The 19,324-nt window shown below is 40.0% G+C and carries 19 protein-coding genes; 16 read left to right on the top strand and 3 right to left on the bottom strand.

Annotation, left to right across the window (positions count from 1 at the left end):
- The first annotated feature begins 364 nt into the window (after positions 1–364).
- The 4 genes from AB986_RS07910 to AB986_RS07895 all read left to right on the top strand — a co-directional run bounded on the left by AB986_RS07910 (position 365) and on the right by AB986_RS07895 (position 4,007).
- Positions 365–1,624 (top strand): MFS transporter, encoded by a 1,260-nt coding sequence (locus AB986_RS07910; RefSeq protein ID WP_236690319.1) that lies wholly within the window; start codon positions 365–367, stop codon positions 1,622–1,624.
- Entirely contained in the window at positions 1,578–2,192 is a 615-nt protein-coding gene (locus AB986_RS07905; protein WP_048310315.1) for a TetR/AcrR family transcriptional regulator, read from the top strand. The genes AB986_RS07910 and AB986_RS07905 overlap by 47 nt, the downstream gene beginning before the upstream one ends.
- Positions 2,193–2,224: 32 nt before the next feature.
- Positions 2,225–2,872, top strand: a complete 648-nt coding sequence (locus tag AB986_RS07900) for a pentapeptide repeat-containing protein (RefSeq protein ID WP_048310314.1) — start codon at positions 2,225–2,227, stop codon at positions 2,870–2,872.
- Between the two features lie 100 nt (positions 2,873–2,972).
- A complete protein-coding gene (locus AB986_RS07895) occupies positions 2,973–4,007 on the top strand; it encodes a zinc-binding dehydrogenase (RefSeq protein ID WP_048310313.1) in 1,035 nt (344 codons plus the stop codon).
- A 179-nt stretch (positions 4,008–4,186) separates the two neighbouring features.
- On the opposite strand, the gene AB986_RS07890 is transcribed toward AB986_RS07895, so the two are convergent.
- Positions 4,187–4,534, bottom strand: coding sequence for a carboxymuconolactone decarboxylase family protein (locus tag AB986_RS07890; RefSeq protein ID WP_048310312.1), 348 nt, complete (start codon positions 4,532–4,534; stop codon positions 4,187–4,189).
- 329 nt (positions 4,535–4,863) lie between these two features.
- Between AB986_RS07890 and AB986_RS07885 the strand changes: the two genes are divergently transcribed.
- Together AB986_RS07885 and AB986_RS07880 are read left to right on the top strand one after the other, a co-directional pair.
- A complete protein-coding gene (locus tag AB986_RS07885) occupies positions 4,864–5,337 on the top strand; it encodes a GNAT family N-acetyltransferase (RefSeq protein WP_048310311.1) in 474 nt (157 codons plus the stop codon).
- A gap of 135 nt (positions 5,338–5,472) precedes the next feature.
- Entirely contained in the window at positions 5,473–6,360 is an 888-nt protein-coding gene (locus tag AB986_RS07880) for a vanadium-dependent haloperoxidase (RefSeq protein WP_048310310.1), read from the top strand.
- 110 nt (positions 6,361–6,470) lie between these two features.
- Here the strand turns inward: AB986_RS07880 and AB986_RS07875 are convergent, their stop codons facing one another.
- Positions 6,471–9,530: an efflux RND transporter permease subunit gene (locus AB986_RS07875; protein ID WP_048310309.1), complete on the bottom strand. Its 3,060-nt coding sequence runs from the start codon at positions 9,528–9,530 to the stop codon at positions 6,471–6,473.
- Between the two features lie 272 nt (positions 9,531–9,802).
- Between AB986_RS07875 and AB986_RS07870 the strand changes: the two genes are divergently transcribed.
- The 10 genes from AB986_RS07870 to AB986_RS07825 all read left to right on the top strand — a co-directional run bounded on the left by AB986_RS07870 (position 9,803) and on the right by AB986_RS07825 (position 17,815).
- Positions 9,803–10,672 (top strand): TetR/AcrR family transcriptional regulator, encoded by an 870-nt coding sequence (locus AB986_RS07870; RefSeq protein ID WP_048310308.1) that lies wholly within the window; start codon positions 9,803–9,805, stop codon positions 10,670–10,672.
- 85 nt (positions 10,673–10,757) lie between these two features.
- A complete protein-coding gene (locus AB986_RS07865) occupies positions 10,758–11,048 on the top strand; it encodes a hypothetical protein (RefSeq protein WP_048310307.1) in 291 nt (96 codons plus the stop codon).
- A gap of 130 nt (positions 11,049–11,178) precedes the next feature.
- The gene (locus AB986_RS07860; protein ID WP_048310306.1) at positions 11,179–11,544 is read left to right on the top strand and encodes a hypothetical protein; all 366 of its coding nucleotides are present in this window, start codon (positions 11,179–11,181) and stop codon (positions 11,542–11,544) included.
- A gap of 286 nt (positions 11,545–11,830) precedes the next feature.
- Entirely contained in the window at positions 11,831–14,221 is a 2,391-nt protein-coding gene (locus tag AB986_RS07855; RefSeq protein ID WP_053216080.1) for an immune inhibitor A domain-containing protein, read from the top strand.
- Positions 14,222–14,859: 638 nt separating this feature from the next.
- Entirely contained in the window at positions 14,860–15,123 is a 264-nt protein-coding gene (locus AB986_RS07850; RefSeq protein WP_048310305.1) for a hypothetical protein, read from the top strand.
- Positions 15,124–15,552: 429 nt separating this feature from the next.
- Positions 15,553–15,840, top strand: coding sequence for a hypothetical protein (locus tag AB986_RS07845; protein WP_048310304.1), 288 nt, complete (start codon positions 15,553–15,555; stop codon positions 15,838–15,840).
- A gap of 76 nt (positions 15,841–15,916) precedes the next feature.
- On the top strand, positions 15,917–16,360 hold the full coding sequence (locus AB986_RS07840; protein WP_048310303.1) for a GNAT family N-acetyltransferase: 444 nt from the start codon (positions 15,917–15,919) through the stop codon (positions 16,358–16,360).
- A 34-nt stretch (positions 16,361–16,394) separates the two neighbouring features.
- Positions 16,395–16,820, top strand: coding sequence for an SMI1/KNR4 family protein (locus AB986_RS07835; protein WP_048310302.1), 426 nt, complete (start codon positions 16,395–16,397; stop codon positions 16,818–16,820).
- A 4-nt stretch (positions 16,821–16,824) separates the two neighbouring features.
- On the top strand, positions 16,825–17,004 hold the full coding sequence (locus tag AB986_RS07830; protein WP_152670940.1) for a hypothetical protein: 180 nt from the start codon (positions 16,825–16,827) through the stop codon (positions 17,002–17,004).
- Positions 17,005–17,338: 334 nt separating this feature from the next.
- Complete coding sequence (locus tag AB986_RS07825) at positions 17,339–17,815, top strand: GNAT family N-acetyltransferase (RefSeq protein WP_048310300.1); 477 nt, start codon at positions 17,339–17,341, stop codon at positions 17,813–17,815.
- Between the two features lie 85 nt (positions 17,816–17,900).
- On the opposite strand, the gene AB986_RS07820 is transcribed toward AB986_RS07825, so the two are convergent.
- The gene (locus AB986_RS07820) at positions 17,901–19,040 is read right to left on the bottom strand and encodes a S8 family peptidase (RefSeq protein WP_048310299.1); all 1,140 of its coding nucleotides are present in this window, start codon (positions 19,038–19,040) and stop codon (positions 17,901–17,903) included.
- Between the last annotated feature and the right edge of the window lie 284 nt (positions 19,041–19,324).

Genomic DNA, 19,324 nt, shown 5'->3' with positions numbered 1-19,324 from the left:
TTAAGTTAATTTGTGTTTTGTGATCAAAGCTGAAAACGAAGGTGTTTTCACCCTCAAGAATTTTAAAGCAGTATGAGAGTTTTTTTATTGTTGCTACATGAGTGGGTTAATTTCCGCTCCTATCCGCTTTCCGTGGGCCGGGCGGTGAGCCTCCTCGTTGCTCCTGCGGGGTCTCATCTGTCCCGCTAGTTCCGCAGGAGTCGAGCATCCTTCCGCTCAAATCTGCTAATTGTGGTTTTTTATTTGTTTCAAAAGCAACAATCTTTTAGAAAAGAGCCTAATAAATAAAGGTTGAATATCGACACTAATGTCGTTATAATAAAATTAACAAAACGACATTAGTGTCGATAAAGGGGTTGTTAGGGTGAAGGGGTTATTGAGAAACAAGGGGTATGTGACGTTGATGATGGCACAAACGATTTCGAGCATTGGAGACTGGTTGAGTATCGTTGCAATAATGACGCTTGTTGGGTTGAAGTGGAATGCCTCTCCAATGGAAGTGTCGTTCATTATCCTTTGTCTAGCACTTCCGATGGCGTTATTTGGACCTGTTGCTGGGACAGTAGCGGATCGACTTAATCGGAAAGCTTTGATGGTTGTTTCTGACTTAGTCCGATCTGGTGTGATTCTAGTTCTTACCTATGCTGAATCCCTCTGGGTTGTGTATGTATGTCTCATTACGGTTGGGCTGTTCTCGGCTGTTTTCATTCCTGCGAAGAATGGAGTGCTGAAGGAGCTTGTTGCCGATCACGATATGAGAAGCGCTATGGCAGTGACGTCGATGATTGATTCAAGTACAAAGGTGATCGGTCCTTTATTAAGTGGGATTCTAGTCGCAGCTTTAGGTGCACATCCTGTGTTTTTTATCGATTCTGGTACGTTTCTGTTATCCGCGCTGTTACTCTTTTTGTTACCAAAAACGGTTCAAAGGGTTACGGAGAAGGCCGAACCTCATTCTTCTTTTAAAGAGGAGTTTATGGAAGGGATTCTGTTTATTAAATCCAAAGCACCTGTTCTTGTAGGACTGTTTTTTCTCGGCTTTAGTCTCCTCATTCTACAGCTCTCAGACTCGCAGTTAATCGTATTAATTCGAGAGCTATCAGAGGCTTCACCTGATTTGTTTGGTTATCTCGTTGCTTCTTCTGGTGTTGGAATGTTTGTATCTGGAGTGATTCTTGCTAGGAAAACAGATTATAGACCTTTTTCTTTAATGCTACTTGGTGTTTGTGGAATCGGAATCAGCTTTGGTATGATGGCAATATTAACGTCTTATGATGTAGGACTATCGCTCCTTTGGGGTCCGGCCTTCGGATTGGTAGCTGGATTTTCGGCAAGTCTTGTTTTCGTTCCATTTCAAGCAACAGTCCAAGTAGATACGCCTGTTCAACTAACCGGAAGGGTTTTTGGTGTAGTGAACAGTGTGACCACAACCGCAACGATTATTGGTCCAATTCTTGGTGGATGGCTTTCAACTGTGATCGGTGTAATCCCGACGTTCTTGATTACCGCATCACTATTAATCCTTTTATCCTTTATTGGATTCGTAACAAAAAGCAAAATAGAGCGGAGGAAAGATCATGTCTCCAAAAGTAAGCAAGGAACACATGGAACAGCGCCGAGCTAACATATTAGAAGCAGCGAAGCGTGTTTTCATAGAGAATGGGTATGAGCGTGCTACGATGAAGCATGTGATGGATGAAGCAAATGTGAGCCGTGGTGGCTTGTATCAGTATTTCTCTAATAAAGAACAGCTGTATGAAGCGATTCTCGAAGAAGGTCTATCGAGAGCAGTTGAAGACAATGAATCACTGATGGGCGAAGTAGATTCACATTGGGATCTTCTACTTAAACGATTGTTCGGTGAGAAAATGGAGCCGAATGATCGAATGGATCCACTAGCACCGAGTAATTTGGAATTCTTTATTACGGGTCGAAACGATGAACGACGTAGAGCGTATGGGGAGGAGCGTTACCAAATCGGTGTCAGGGTGTACGAGGATGTTATTAAAGCAGGGCAAGAAAGTGGCGAATTTAGTAGAAAGTACAAAAGTTCGACGCTCGCTCGTACCATTGTCTCGTTTGTCGACGGCCTTGCGCTAGACTACGCGATACTATCAAAAGAGCAAATTCAGCTAAAAGAGCAATCTATTCTGTTTGTAGAGTACTTAAAAATGGCGCTTGATGTAAAGTGATCTTTTAAAATAATTAGAACGGTGTTGTTTGCATGGCTACAAAAATAAAGCTTGAGCAACCGAAAATACCCTCAATACTTGAAGAAGGAACGTTTGGTGAAGTGAATCATGACGAAGAGTTACAAATGATGAATTGCATGATAACAGGTGAACATGTAATCGACCAGGAGCTTGATCATGTCATAGTATCAAAAGTTATTTTCAAAAAGGTAACGTTTACGAATGCGACATTCCCTCAAATTGATATGGTTGATGTGATTTTCGATAATTGCAACCTCGCCAATGTGAGTTTTCAAGAAGGACTTATTCACCGTGTGACGTTTAAAGAATGCAAACTAATGGGGACGGATTTCTCTGAAGCGACATTAGGGAATGTGTCTTTCGCATCTTGCAAAGGGAACTTAAGTAGCTTTGTCGATGCGCGCCTTAAGCAAGTGAACTTTCTTCAAACGTCGTTACAAGGAGCAAATTTTCATCATACCTTGTTCTCGAAAGTGGGCTTTTCGAATTGTGATCTACATGATGCGAATTTCTATGAAACGTCTTTAAGAGGTGTGGACATTAGCACATGTACATTTGAACGGATTCATTTAGATCTAGAGTGCCTTGAAGGGTGTAGCGTTTCTCCTGAGCAGGCGATTGGGTTTGCGAAGTTGCTCGGGGTGAAGGTAGTTGAGTAACTATGAGATCTTTACATAAGAAAAATAATTGTAACGAAAACGGGAATGATGATGGATGGTGCAAGTATAAATAGGTAGCATAAGAAGGTGGGATATTAAAGTGAAAGCAGTTCAAGTATCAGGTTATGGTGGTTTAGATCAATTAGAGGTTGTGGAAAGGGAGATTCCTAAACCCAAAGCAAACGAAGTACTTATACAGGTAAAGGCATGTGCGATCAACAATACCGAAATTTGGATGCGTGAAGGAGCATATGGAACAGAAGGGAAATCAGGATGGCGTCCTGAAGGCGTTCAGTTTCCTAGAATTCCTGGCTCTGATATTACAGGACAAATTATTGAGATCGGAACGGACGTGGATGTGAAGCGAAAAGGAGAAGACGTAGTGCTGTTTCCTTTTACATCTAGTGGTGAACCAGGAAGCGAACATATTTCTGAAGATATGTCGTTTATTGGTTCTGAGTATGACGGTGGTTATGCGGAATACGTCGTTTGGCCAGCAAATCTATGTCTTCCAATGGCCCTCCCTAATTATGAAGAGAGTGCAGTGTTCTCAGTGAGTGGAATGACAGCTTGGCATATGGTTGAACAATCCGCTATTAAACGAGGAGAAACTGTGATGGTGACAGGTGCGAATGGCGGAGTGGGCTCACTCAATGTCCAAATCGCTGCCAATGTATTTGGTGCAAAGGTTATCGCTATCGTTGGAGATTTATCGCTTGAAGGGAAGATGAAAGAACTAGGTGCTACGCACGTTCTATCGTATCGATCCGATAAGCTAGCAGAAGAAATCATTGAAGCGAATGGCGGTCCAATTGATGCTGTTTTGGATGTGGTGGGAGATGCTTTGTTCCATACCTCTCTTCACGTATTAAGAAAAGGTGGACGCTTCTGCACATCAGGATCTGCTGGTGGACAGAAAACAGAGCTTGATTTCAGAACAATGTACTTAAAACACATTACATTAATCGGTTCAGTTCTTGGAACACGAGATGAATTCGAACGCCTTATGAAAGCCGTAACAGATGGGAAAGTCAAACCCATCATCGACCGCACCTTTCCACTCGAAGAAGCAAGAGAAGCGCAAAGTTATTTCAAGAAGTCAGGAAAGCTTGGGAAAATTGTTTTGTTAACATAATGGGAGTCAGGTGTCTACCAAAAGGGGATTACTTCACTGTCCCCCGCTTCGTTAAAGCGCTAAACCCCATCGTTATTTTTCTCATTTAAGTTTTAGTACCAGTAAATAGTGTTTAAGAAAGTAGAAAAGAGAGAAGGGAGTCTGGTACGTACCTGACTTCCTTCTCTCTTATTTTGATTCTAACGGTTACGTAGTTGTTTCAGTATTTCGAGACCTGCTGTAACACCTTGACTCATAGCAGAACCACCACCATAGCCTGCAGCAACGACCATTGTTTCGTAGATTTGTTGATCTGTGCATTCCATTGCTACACATTGGTCCATATGGTACGTGATGCTCGCTTCGTCACCGTCTTTGATGCTAATGGCTAGTGCCATTAAATGCTTGTGTGGGCGATCAATCTCTCCACCTTCAAATGATTCACCTGTGAAACGATTGTACTCAGAAATAGCATTAGGTAGATGTTCGTTTAATTGTTCTATGCCTTTGCGGTAGTTTTCTAGGTTCTGTTCAGCGTTAATTCTCATGCTTTCACTCTCCATTTCTTTATCACTAGTGAACCATTCCTCTTTTGGTTAAGGTTGTAAACAAATGGATGTGCTTTAATGGTTTAGTGTGGTGGGGGTCAGGTACGTACCTGACCCCTTCAAATGACCCCTTCAAAAGGAGGAGTTTACCAATCTGCGTTGTAATTAGAGAGATAGGGAGAACTGGTTATGATCGATGTAAGATTTAAAATGTACATAAAGGATGAAGCGAATGGAAAGTAAATTACATAATGCGTTTCGTGAATAACCAGGTTGTTATTATTTAGTCTTAATTCATAAATTCACAGATCACAAGATAAGAGGTGCGTATGCAGATTCGAAACGTAAAGCAATCCGATTACTATGTTGTTTCTCCGACAATCAACGAGTGGTGGAATGGAAGACAAATGGCAGAGATGTTACCTAAGCTATTTTTTGACCACTTTACTTCAACGAGCTTTGTAGCAGAAGAGGATGGCGAGATTATCGGTTTTCTCATTGGATTCTTATCTCAGACCCATCTTCATGAAGGCTATATTCATTTTGTTGGTGTTCATCCAAACTATCGCGGCCGGAACGTGGGCAAGCAACTGTATCATCAGTTCTTTGAAGCAATTAAGCTCTATGGTCGCAGTATCGTACGGTGTGTCACGTCTCCGGTCAACAAAACATCGATAGCTTATCACATCAGGATGGGATTTGAAATTGAAGGAGGAAACCGCGTTGTGAATGGCATTGCCGTTCACTCGAATTACGATGGACCTGACAAAGAGCGGGTTGTATTTGTTAAAAAGCTTTATTGATAGAACAAGTAAGACGTTTCCTTAAATGGAGACGTTTTATTGTTTGTCAGCTATTATTTTTATATTAAAAGTAAAAACGGACACGCAATTTCAATTTACTCATACTATATTAAAACTGAATGATAGGTGATAATCATGAGTAGAGATAACTATTTGAAATGGTCAGAGGTACCATATGGTGGTGAAACAAAGCCACCAACTGATCCTGTTAATCCTCTTGCTGGGTCATGGCCGACGACTTTTATTGAACGAAGGGGAGATCGATTTTACAGCCCTAGAGGCCCCATTCATTTCGACATTCCAGATCCGAATCAAATCGATTGGGAAGCAGAGTTGAAAGTGGTACAAGAAACATTAAATAACATTACACCAAAACAAATCCGAATTGCTAAGTATTGGGGTACAGGCGTTGCAACTAAACAATGGACTCCAATTATTGATAGGTTAATTGATACGTATGGTGCAACGCCTCCTTATGCTGCACGGATTTTAGACACAGTTCAAGCGGGAATTAACGATACATTTGTCACGGGCTGGTATTATAAATATTTGTGGGATGTTGCTCGTCCAATCCAATATGACCAGGAGCTCGAACCAATTTTATGTACACCGAGGTTTCCGACTTATCTATCTGGCCATTCGGCAATAGCTGGTTGCGCTGAAGTTATGTTAAGTTACTTTTTCCCTGGAGAAGCAAACAGACTCCACCAACTTGCTGAAGAAGCTGCCGTATCGAGACTTTATGCAGGCGTTCATTTCCCTGTGGACAATGACGCAGCACTTGTAATGGGAAGACAAATTGGAGGAATTGCTGTCGAACAGTTAAGGCGTCAACGTAACGCTAGTGGTAAGAGAGTTGATACACCTTACTTCGAAAATTTACATGCAAGGTTACGCCCGCCACCGTTCAGACAAGCAATTCCATTTCCCTTTGACAATACCTGTACTTCGAATACAAGAAACACGCAATGCTCTGCCAGTAATCCAACATTGTTTATCCCATATAAAAGTAAAAAGAGCTAACTAACAGATCAGCCTAGAATAGTAGAGGTATTAGTTGATCGAATCTCTGTTATTTCTTTAATAACCCAAAAAAGCCTGGGGATTTCCCCAGGCTCTTTCACTATTTCATTCTATATTTCTTCTTGAGCCATTTTCTTTCTTCTAAAACGATAGAAGACAAGATACAGCATAGGTACCATAATGAGTGTAAGAATCGCTGAGAATAGGATACCTGAAATAATCGTTACGGCAAGCGGTGTGAAGAGTGCATCACCAGATACGGCAACTGGGATTAAGGCAACAATTGATGTGATTGCTGTTAGAAGGATAGGGCGTAATCGTACGCGTCCTGATTCAATGACAGCTTCTTTCACATCCATGCCTTTTTTCACTGCTTGTTCAATGAATTCAATTAGCACTACTGAGTTTCTTACGACGATACCTGTGAGCGAGACCATGCCCATTACACCAAGGAAACTGATCGGCGTTTGGGTAACGAATAGTCCGAGTATCGCTCCTGCAATTGCGAGATAAACGGCAACGAGAACAAGGAACGGTAGTGAAAGTGAGTTGAATTGAAGGGCGATAAGCAGATACACAAGGAAAAGGACGATGATGAAGAGGACGGTAATTTCTGCGAAGAAATCACTTTGTGCTTCATTCTCACCACCAAGTGTAATGCTGTAATCAGCTTCAAGCTGATCGCGCTGTTTCTCAACAATTTCTGTTACGTTTGCTTTGTAATTCTCTTCATTTTCTGGGAAAGCACGTAATGTAATTGCGCGTTCACCATCAATGTGAGGAATGGTTTGAAGCTTTTCGTTTCGCTCTGTTGTAACGAGCTCATCGAGTGCGACAAGTTCTGGTGGACCCCCGGTTGATGCAGCAGGAAGCTCTAGGCTTGATAGATCCACTTCTTCGTCGCTATCTTCAAGCACAATGTTCATATCCCGCTTCACGACACCATTATCGAACGCTTTTAGTGGAATGCCGGCTGTTGCTAGTCGGATTTGTTGGCTAATCTGGTTAACTGTAATTCCGTTTTCTTCAAGTGCTTCACGGTCAGGAACGTAGTCGAGTGACGGTGCGAAATCGCCAACGTTGTCAACGACTAGATCGGTTTCTAGTTGTTCAATTTCTGACGTTAATTCATCTCTTAGATCAATTAATTTGTCAATTTCAGGACCAGAAACAGTTACCGTCACAGGTGCCCCTACTGGAGGACCTTGTTGGATTGTTTCCATGAAAATTTCAGCTTCAGGGTATTCAGTACGAAGCTTGTCCGTCCAGTCATCAATCAATCCTTGAGTTGTTTGATTTTCACGATCAACACGGGCAACGATCTGTCCGGTGTTCTCGCCAGAACTCGTAAGCGTGCTATTAAATAGCCCTGGAGTTCCAGTTCCTGTGAAGACGCTTGTTTCATAGACGCCATCGTCTGTTTGTAATCTTTCCTCAATATCTTGCAGCGTTTCATGCGTTTCTTCAATCGGTGTACCAATTGGCAGTGTAATGTCTACCGTTACTTCTTCTTTATCAGCTGCAGGGAAGAATTCGAACGGTGTTAAAACAACTAATCCGAAGATCGCAGTTGTGAACAATAGACCAATAATCGAAACAAGAATTGGTTTTTTCGAGAACTTCTTCAATAATTTATCCGCATAGACGTCAGCAAGCTTGTTTAAAGGCTTTCCGAGAAGGCCTGGTGCATCTGACATCGGCTTCTTAGATCTACGGCTCAAGAAGTATCTTAAGATTGGTACGAAAATAAGCGCGACAAGTGTTGATGCGATGATCGTCGTAATAAGTACAGTCGGCAATGCTCTAATAAAGGCTCCGTTACCGCCTGATAGGAAAATGAGCGGTAGAAATGTAAAGACAATGGCAAGAGAGGAGGTGACGATTGATACCCAAATCTCTTTTACGCCGTTAACTGCTCCCATTAATCCTTTATCACCAAGCTTGTACCTTCTCTGAATGTTGTCGTTGATAACGATGGAGTCATCCACGATAATTCCGAGTGCAATGATCAACCCGATAACTGAAATCTGGTTAAGATCAACATCTGCGAACGGAAGTGGTATGAATCCCATTAAGACCGATATCGGAACAGCAAGAGCAACAACAAGTGCACCGGATCCAGAAAGTCCTAATGATGTTGCAACGATAACAGCAAGAACCGAAATGGCAAGTGATAGGAATAGTCCATCGAAGATATCATTTACGATTGATGCTTGTGAGTAGTAGGACTCTAATTCAACATCAGAAGGTAATCCTTCAGAAAGTTCGTCCACTTTTTCGCTAACCCGTTCATCCACAGTTGGAATGTCTTCACCAGGTTTTACGTAGGCAGTGAAGGAGATGGAAGGTTTTCCTTCGAATGTGATGATGTCAGTAAGTTCTTTCGGACTCACCTCTACACTCGCAATGTCTTTTAGAAAGACGGAATCGCCTTCGGGGTTTTTACCGATGAAAAGCTCTTCCATTTGGTCAAGTGAATCATAGTTCTCAACAGAGAGTTGCACAAGTTCATCATCCATTTCCTGTTTGCCAAGAGGAGTAGGATAATATTCATTATTAATGGCGCTTTGAACATCGGTGACGTTCAGCCCTGACTCTTTCAATTCTTCTTGTTTTAATTCAATTAGAATTTGCTCTTCAGGTAATCCTTTAATCGTAACGTCAGAAACGCCTGATAGTTCTTCAACTTCATCTTTCCAGCGATTCAACTCTTCCTGCAGGGCAAAAAGATTATCACGGTTCTCACTAGTCAAGTGATAGGAAACGATCGGCATTTTTGCCGTTGATTCATTCACTTCAGGTTCAAACGCATCTTCTGGGAAAGAAGTTTGCGCATCTGAAACCGCCTGACGGACGTCGCTAAATATCTCTTTCTTACTTTCGCCTTCTGCAACTTCTACAACAATTGTAGAAAAACCGGCTGCTGATGAAGAAGTCACTTCAGCGATCCCATTAATTGAACTAAGCGATGATTCAATAGGGTTTGTAATTGAGCGCTCTACTGTATCGACAGTAGCACCTGGATAGACAGTGTTAACTGTTCCAATGTTAATGGTCGTTTCAGGAATTTCACGCTGCGGGAGTTGGACGAATGTAAATACTCCAACAATAACAAATAGTAGGATAAATATGATGAACAGCTTGGATCGTTGTAGAATCCACTTGAGCATAAAATGGCCTCCTCTTTTCTTTTTCGACTGGTCGGTCAGTGTGTATTCGTTTATACCCTTTAAGTACTGAAACATAAACTTTTGAGCTTCTTGACTCACTAGTCATTTTACCTAGATAATAGAGGATGTCAAGAAATGAGTGTGTTCCTTACACTATCTTTAAAGGGAATACGTTTTGTAAAGCTTCAACCCCCATTTGAAATTCGCTCTTTTTGAATAGAAGAGGTATGATTTGGTTTATGAGTTAGGATGAGAACATCGAGGTGAATACAATGGATAAAAGAAAAGCAATTCTTGAAGCGGCCGTTGAGTTAATTGGCGCTAAGGGCTATACACATACATCAATGCAACAAATCGCAGATAGCGTTGGGATATCGAAAGGATCACTTTATTCATTTTTTCCATCAAAGGAAGATTTGATTATATCGATTTATGAACATTATCAGCAACTCGTGTTCGAGCGTGCATTTGTCGTTGGACTAGATGGCAATCTTCCACCATATGAACGGTTCGCCAAACAGTTCCAAGTCCAGTTCGAAGGAATACTTGAATACAAATCTTATATGAAAATGCAAATGCGAGGAGAAACAGCGCAAAGCAGTGAGAAGTTAGAAAGCATGGGTCATCGGATGAGGGGAAGATTGTTCAGCTGGCTCGAGCGAAATCTAATCGAGCTATATGGAGAGAAGATATCTCCGTATAAGTGGGATTTGATGTGGATGACGCAGTCGATCTATACGTCTTACACAGGGCTTATGATTTCATCAGAAAACGAGCTTGATCCAAAGAAACTAGGACATCATATTGTTCGCCAGATTGAAATTCTTGCAAACGATTTTCTAGCTGGGAAAAGCAAGCCATTGCTTGATGACGATATGATGCGTCCATTCTCCGTTGGAATGGATCGAGAAGGAGCGTTTACTTCTTTCGAGAAAAGAGAGAAAGCTTGGAAGGCGGTATACGAGAAAATTCATACGCTTGATAACGAACACTACTTCCTTGAAGTGACAAATCGCATTTCAGAAGAATCAAGAAAATCAAAACCTGATGAGCTTGTAATGAGAGGTTTGCTCCATTTATTGAAAGAAGAAGAGACCTTAAGGGTTGAAGCGATAACACTAGAGGAGCAACTACTGCCTTAGGAAGCACATTGATTTGATTAGGTTTGAGTCATCTAGGGTAATAAACGTTTAGAGCTAGAGAGCGTAAACAAAAGGAGAGAATACCATGACAAACACACCTACTTCAATCAATGGTAGTAGTACCTTTATTTCAATTGTGTCCATTGCGGCAGCAGGACTTGCATTTATTATAGCTGGTAGCTTCTTATCAGGTATGATTGATCTTCAACCAATACAAAAACAGTTCTTCCCCGTTATTCTACCTATATTAATCTGTGCTGTTGGAATGATACTTGGTCTTACTGCTTATCGCTTATCAAAAAGTAAAATTGCGATTACAGGCATTATCCTAAATGCAGTCGTCTTGTTCATCCCAATTTCATACTTGGTTATGTGATGATAGAAACAAGAATAGATTAAGAAGGGTCAGGCATGTGCCTGACCCTTCTTCTTATCAATGTAACCTTCTCCCTACTCATAACGTCTAATGAGATAAGAAATGCAATAAATAGAATGGAGGTCATTCTATGAAGCTGAGAAGTATGGGATTTGTTCTGCTAAGCATCCTTCTTATGGGTATGATGGGTTGTACAGGGAATGAAGAGCAACAGCCAAATGCTTCTTCTATATCAAACGCTACAAAAGATGGAACGGTAGAAGAAGAGATGCGGTCTGATCAGGTAAAGATGATTGCAAACGATGAGAAAATCATTGAAATGCTAAAATCTTCAGGTGCTATAAAAGAGAACGCAACGTCAGAAGAAATTGAAGAAGCAGTAAACAACTACCTTCAAAAGAAAGCAGAACAAAACAAAATGAATGAGAAATCAGATAAGAAGACAATTGAGGAGTTGAAGAAAGAGATTCAGAAGGAACTTGGTAAAGGATCGTAACTTTAGATAAATTTGCGATGGGAGGCTCAGATGATGAGTCTCTTTTTTTGTTAAGTTAACAGGTTAAAGCGTTATTGCGAGAAAACAATAGTAAAGTCGAATCATAGTCCTTTTGACACGGGTCTTTAGTTAGTAAAGTGTATTTTTATTAGATGAAATTGGTATTTTTGCAGTAAAATGACGCATTTTGAGACTTTTGGATCATTCTAATTTTTCAGAAAACATATTATAGTGAGTCTATTGTAAAGGTTTTGTAAAAAAACATTTTTTTAGGGGGATTGAGCATTTGAAAGGGAAAAACGTATTGTCAATGGCAATGATTGCAGCTTTAACACTAGGGTCATTAGCACCAAGTACAAGCAGTACAGTCCATGCGGAACCATCTACTTCCGTAAAGCAAGAAGTGAAGAAAGAACATGTACATAAACAAGGGCCGTTTGATTTAGCGGTAGCTAATGAAGAGAAACTGATTGAAATGCTGAAAGAAAATGGAGAAATTTCCAAGAATGCTTCTGCGACGGAAGCTGAAAAAGAACTAAATCAATTTCTCGAAAATAAATCAAATGCGCTTAAAGATATGGAGTCAGCTGGAGAATTGAATGATGAAAAGCTTGAACTTGAGAAAGAGATCAAGGATAAGCTTAAGAATGACAATGATAAGAAAGCGAAAGACAATGGACGTAAAGGCGGCAAGAAGCTGGACACTGTTGTTGAGGAAGACTATCACGGTGATGTTCGCTCAGATAACGTTCTCGTTCTTCTAGTCGAGTTTCCTGATTTCCCTCATAATAGTATCCAGCCAGATGAGTCGGATATGTATTATGAAGATTACGTGAAAGAACACTATCAAGATATGATTTTCGGTGAAGACGGGTATGAAGGTCCAAACGGTGAAAATCTAGTATCTATGAAACAATTCTATGAAGAACAAACCGATGGAGCTTACACGGTTAATGGTAATGTTGCCGGTTGGTATATGGCTTCTAAGAATGCTGCTGAATACGGTGGAAATAACCCTAATGGTGGCAGCGACAAAGATGCACGTAGTTTGGTTAAAGAGGCGCTTACTGCTGCAGCTGCAGATCCTAGCGTGAATCTAGCAGAATATGACCAGGAAGATCGCTATGATCTTGACGGCGATGGTAACTTCCGCGAAGCAGACGGACTAATTGATCACTTAATGGTTGTTCATTCAGCGGTTGGAGAAGAAGCTGGTGGAGGTCAGCTTGGTGAAGATGCGATCTGGTCTCACCGTTGGAATCTTGGTGGCGTTTTCCCAATCGCAGGATCTCCGGAGCCAGAAGTAGATTACTGGGAACAGGGTTCTATGTATGCATATGACTACACAATCGAACCGGCAGATGGAGCAGCTGGCGTATTTGCACACGAATATGGCCATGATTTAGGCCTGCCTGATGAATACGACACGCAATACTCAGGTGCTGGTGAAGCTGTTTCGTATTGGTCGCTTATGGCTGGAGGAAGCTGGGCTGGTAAACTTCCAGGAACAGAGCCAACAGGATTTAGCGCATGGTCGAAAGAATTCCTTCAAGCAGCACACGGTGGAAACTGGTTAAAGTACGATGAAGTAGACTTGGAAGATATTGATAAAAAAGGGTTGGAAGTATACCTTGATCAAGCAAATACGAAAGGTACGAATCTTGATGCCCTCAGGATCAATCTTCCTGATAAAAAGACTCAAATCAACACGCCTTTTAGTGGAGAATTTGACTATTTCAGTGGAAGTGCAGATGATCTAAATAACTCTGCAGTATTTAATGTTAATCTGACAGATGCTTCAAACGGAGAATTGTCGTTTAAAACATGGTATGACATTGAGACAGACTGGGATTATGGGTCAGTACAAGTAAGTGAAGATGGAAAGAACTGGACAGCTATTCCAGGTAACATTACAACAGATACGGATCCATACGAAACGAATCCTGGAAACGGAATTACTGGTAATTCTGATGGTTGGATTGATGGAACATTTGATTTGAGTGATTATGCTGGGAAAGAAGTATTTGTTAAATTCAACTATTTAACAGACGGTGCTGTATCGAATCCTGGCTTCTATATTGATGATATTCGTGTAACAGCTGATGGAAACGAATTATTCTTTGATGATGCTGAAGGTACGCCTAAGGTTGATCTCCAAGGATTTACAAAAGACGATGGTGTGAAGGTATCTGAACATTACTACTTGCTTGAATGGAGAAATCATCAGGGAGTAGATAAAGGATTAGGAAACATTCGCCGTGGCGCGAGTATGATGTCATTTGAACCTGGTCTTGTTGTCTGGTATGCAGATAATAAATATTCGGAGAACTGGACTGGTATTCACCCAGGCGAAGGTTTCCTTGGCGTAGTGGATGCTGATCAGCACGAATTGTTCTGGAGTGATGGTACTCCTGCGCAGACACGTTATCAGATCCATGATGCTGCTTTCAGTCTACGTAAAGATAGTAAGATGTTTATTGACTACTCAAGTATCAATGGACTAACAATGACAGATAAGAAAAATCAATTTGTGAAAAAGTTTGATGATAGCAAGAGCTATCTTAACGAAGCGATTCCTGATGCAGGTCGTAATGTAACGGAATATGGCTTGAATTTCAAGGTAACAGGCGAAGCAACAGACCGTTCTGTTGGCCGAGTTTCAATCACAAGAAAATAGTAAGGATGAGGGGCGCTTAGTGATAAGCGCTTCTTATTTATATGTTGAGAAAGAGTTGGGGTCAGACAGCGGTCTGACCCCCTATTACAATCGTTAAAGGAAAACCAGCTCAGGCGCAGAATTATTCTTTTAGAACTGTCCCTGGCTTTAACAATACAATTATAAGGGAGGGATTACAGCTCATGTATGAATACTTTTGTCCTGATTGTCATATCTCTGAATTCTCTCTTGAAGTTGAACCTTTAAAACAATGTCCGGAATGCCACTTTATGATGGAACACATTGAAACAGAAGGAACGGTGACTGAGTCCCGCCATTCTAGAAGCTAATGGACTTAGTTGATAGGTTCACAACCAAATGATAGCCAAATACACACATGAAATCAGAGGTGTGTATTTTTTATTTCGAGGAGTAGCAGTTTCTAATCTGTTGTTTATGTTACAATTTATGGTAAATATGGAAGTTGCATATACCAATCAGGAAAATGAAGAAAGAAAAATTACAAGCATCCGTTATATGAACGATGAAAAAATTCGAGACTCCTTGGGGTAATTAAATTTAATTAATTATTAAGTGATCACGTATTCACATTATGAGACTGAGAGTATTTAAAAAAAATCAGAGAAAGTAGTGGCAAAATGGTGATGGTAATAGGCTATGTAGTGGCATTTCTAAGTGCTCTTGTAGCACTCGAACTAGGCAAAGGAAAGGCCATTGAAGGAAAACTAAAAGTATGGGGAATCGCTATTATGCTGCCGATCTCACCAGCCTTATCGATTGCGATTGGATTAACGTATGCAGTAATTGTTCAAGACCCATGGACAGGATTAATATTTTGGTTCATATTACCATTTATTTTCATGACAGGTCTTATCTTATTGTTGATTGGAAATTATCTATAGAATAATAGATAGGATTATGTGCAATAGTTTCAAATCGATATTGGGTTATTCAAGTATTACACTATTGCAATACATAAAATGGGGGTTAATCATTGTTTGTTTTTATAGTTGCTGTAGTATCTATCGTTATTTGGAGTACTGTATCTAGAGAACTAGGGTCATCGTCAAAAGAAAAGGATAATCAGAAGATTGTTACATTAATGTCTGCTGGTACTTTGTTAACAATAATACTGACGTTCTCACTTCTTAAAAATATCCAATTATAGAAATTGCGAATAAAGCAAACTGTTACCAATTGATTTTGCTGATCTTTAATTAGGAGCTTATCCGTTATTCGTATAAGCTCCCTTTTTATGAAATCGTCATTGTTTTGGTTGCTGGAATTTGAAATAATTGGTAGTAACATATGAAGACTGAAGGGAGTAGCTTATGCCGAAAACTTTTTCAGGAAGATTAGCTGGAATAATATTAGCTATTTTCGTAATACAAGTTGTTGTTTTTATTATTAACCTATTTAGTAATAATGGATTTGGTGCAATTGTGAACTTTATCAGAATAGCACCATTCACTTCTTTATTGGGTCTGATCTTTGGAGTTACTGGCTCAATTAAGGAAACCGGTAACAGTAGAGCATTGCCAGTTATAACGACCAGTTTAAGTGTTGTTTTGGGTGGGTTTACTTGGTTCTTTCTGTTTGGTTGGTCATTTGGAGGATGAAACATTAAAAGGATAAACCACAACTAAAGGTTAATATCTAATTAATCATTAATCCACTGAAAGGATGTATTTTAGCGTGAGGGATGTTTATTTTAGAAACATTACTACTTCTAATGAATCAGCAGCAAGAAAGATAGCATTAAAATCTGGACAAGAAGAATTTATTGAAACAGTAGATGAATGTTTAGAAGAAGCAACTACTTATAAAGGATGGCACCCAGTAGCTATCTATCATAATGAGGAAATGATTGGGTTTGCGATGTACGGTTCTTTTGGCCCTAATAAAGATACTTGGATAGATCGAATCATCATTGATGAAAATTATCAAGGAAAAGGCTATGGGAGAATTGCAATGAAGAAACTAATTGGAATTGTTTCAAGAAAATTTGAAGTAACCGATATTTATTTAAGTATCGTTGAGGAGAATAGAATCGCTTTTAATCTATATAAGAGCATGGGATTTGAGTACATAAATGAAAGAGACCCTAACGGTGAACTCATATTTAAGTATTCTATTTAACTAGTTAAGCTAAGTAGAAGGGACGTTGCATATAATGAGAGACATCATTGACTTAATTGAATCAAATAAACTAGGAGTTACCGACTTAGATATTCATTTAACTGAAGAGAAATTAGGCGTAACCTTTCCAACTCAGTACAAAGAACTTTTTAAACTGACTAATTGTGCTCAAGTTGGTGAATGGACTTTGTTCCCAATAATAGACGCTAAAAATAGAAAGAAAACATGGGATGACATAGTAAGACAAAACATAGAGCTAAGAGATGAAGATATTCCAGCAGAGCTCATATTTATTGGCGAAGATGGAACAGGGGACAAGTTATGCTTTAGGCATGTTAGTGGAGAGTATGATAACAAAATATTTATTTGGTACCACGAAACAGGAAGATTTGAAGAAATAGCTTCAAGCCTAAGAGAATTTGTTATTTCGTACTCTGAAGAAGTAGAAGAGGATGAATGAACATATGGCTAATGAATTTGCATTACTTACAGTCTCGCCTTTGTATATATTAATGGTTGTTCTGAGTATCATCTATTTAATTGTCTTAAGAGAAGACAAGGGCTGTTTTGTAACCTTCGGGAGGATAGGTTCTGTTGCCTATATTCTAATGTACATCATTGCACTGATTTTATTTATCTTTTAATTAATGGCTCTTTTCTTCGCTAATTGGAGCGGAAGGATGCTCGACTCCTGCGGGACTAGCGGGACAGGTCCCACAGGAGCGTTAGCGACGAGGAGGCTCACCGCCCGCCCCGCGGAAAGCGAGCATCCTGGAGCGGAAATTAACCCGTATAGCAACAAAGAATACGAATACTTCTAAAAGCAACAATCTTTTAGAAAAGAGCCTAATTAATTGAGACCAAACAGGGTAATTGAGCTACCAGTTTTCAAGAAAGGAAGAATGGCTTAACAAATTACTTCTGCACAGTGTGAAACGTGATCGATTAAAAATTAAACTAATTGCGAGGTAGAAATATATGAATATATCTATTCGAAGAGCTGAGCAAAACGATTATGAATCATTGTTGCCTTTATTTAGGCAAGTTCATGACCTCCACGTTGATATAAGACCAGATTTGTACAAAGAGAATTTGACTCCAGTTGAGCAAGAGTTCTTTGAAAGCCAGTTGAGTGATGTTAAACAGCACATTTTTGTTGCCGCAGTAAGTGATGAATTGGTTGGCGTTATAGTGACCAAGGAGGAGAAATCAACTGAAAACTCATTTGTCAAAGCGAGGAAAGTATTAGTAATAAACAGTTTATCCGTTAGTGAAAAGTATCGAACGAAGGGAATAGGAAAGAAACTAACGAAATACGTTTTTGATTTAGGCAGGAACCTCAGATTTGATAGTATTGAATTAGGTGTATCTGAGAAAAATACGTTTGCTATTGAATTCTATAAATCAATTGGGATGACTACAAAAAGTAGAAAAATGGAGATTGTATTAAACTAATAGCTCTTTAATGGATAATTATACAAGTAAGTATAAAAAAGCATGGATCATAATAAATGTTGACCCATGCTTTTCTACTACTCTATTACCTTGTTGCTTCGTATACATCGATTACGCCGTTACCATAATAGAAAGAACTTCCTAGAGGTATGGCTGTATCATTAAGCTTTTGACGAACATCTGCGTTTGATAGTCCCGGATTGGCTGCCATGACTAGCGCTGCTGCTCCAGCTACGTGAGGAGAAGCCATAGACGTACCATTGTAGCTGTCGTAGCCATTACCCGGAACGGAGCTTGAAATGTTAACACCTGGCGCCATTACCTCAAGCTCTGATCCTACACTTGAGAACGATGCGCGTTTGTTATTGGAATCTACTGCACCGACTGCCATTGCAGAGTCGTATTTTGCAGGATAGCCGATTGTATTGAATCCGAAGAACGTTCCTTCGTTTCCTGCTGCCGCAACAACTAATACACCTGAGTTGTAGGCATTGTCTGTCGCATTTTTAAGTGCAGTTGAACCAGAGCTACCACCCAAACTCATGTTAATCACATCCATGTTGTTATCAACTGCCCACTCAATTCCTTGAATAATGCCGCTGTAAGTTCCGCTACCTGAGCTATCTAGTACTTTTACAGCATATAAACTAGCAGAATGTGCAACACCAAGGACGCCAACACTATTGTTCAGTCCAGCAACTGTACCAGCAACGTGTGTACCATGGCCATTACCGTCTGTCGTTGCGTCTGGTTCACCAGAAACGAAGCTCGCACCGCCGCTCACGTTAAGGTCTTCGTGGCTAGCGTCGATTCCTGTATCTAGAACTGCAACTTTAACACCAGAGCCAGTGTTTCCAGTCGCTTGAACTTGATCTGCTTTGATATGAGGAATACCCCAAGGTGTTGTTTGTCCAATTGCATGTGCCACTTGATCTTCTTCTACATATGACACATTAGGGTTTTTCTTTAGTGCCTTAGCCGCTGGTTCAGGCAATGAAATAAGCATCGTATCCATAAATTTAAACTGATGCTTAACCTGTCCACCTAGTTTCTGTATGTTGTTAATTTGAGCTTGATTAATATTTGTTTTAAAACCAACGAGGAAGTTCTTTGGTCCTTTGTCCGCCGGTGCAGCAGATGCAGAAGGTGAAGAGAAACCAACCAATAAGGATAGAACAAGGACCATGCTGAAAATAATACTTAATTTTCTTAATGTAACTTTCATTTCTTTTCCTCCAATCATGATTTTATAACGGATAACAATCAAACTATGTACTCGTGGTGCTCAGGTCCCGGGCCCGAATGTATGTGTCAGAAAAGTTCGACTATTACTATTTTCATGGTAACACGAACCAGAAGTTTATAATATTGGGAAATAGATAGAGATTAATAGAGGTTAAAAAGGTATTATATACATTGGTTTCCCAATCAACAAGTTAAGGAATTAGCGTTATAATATAAGGTTTATGTTCAATAGTAGAAGCTGTTTTGTTATTGATTGATTTGGCT

This window comes from Guptibacillus hwajinpoensis (assembly GCF_001039475.1).
Lineage (GTDB): Bacteria > Bacillota > Bacilli > Bacillales > Guptibacillaceae > Guptibacillus > Guptibacillus hwajinpoensis.
Note: the sequence above shows the minus strand (reverse complement) of the source record. Positions and strands in the feature narration are given on the sequence as shown.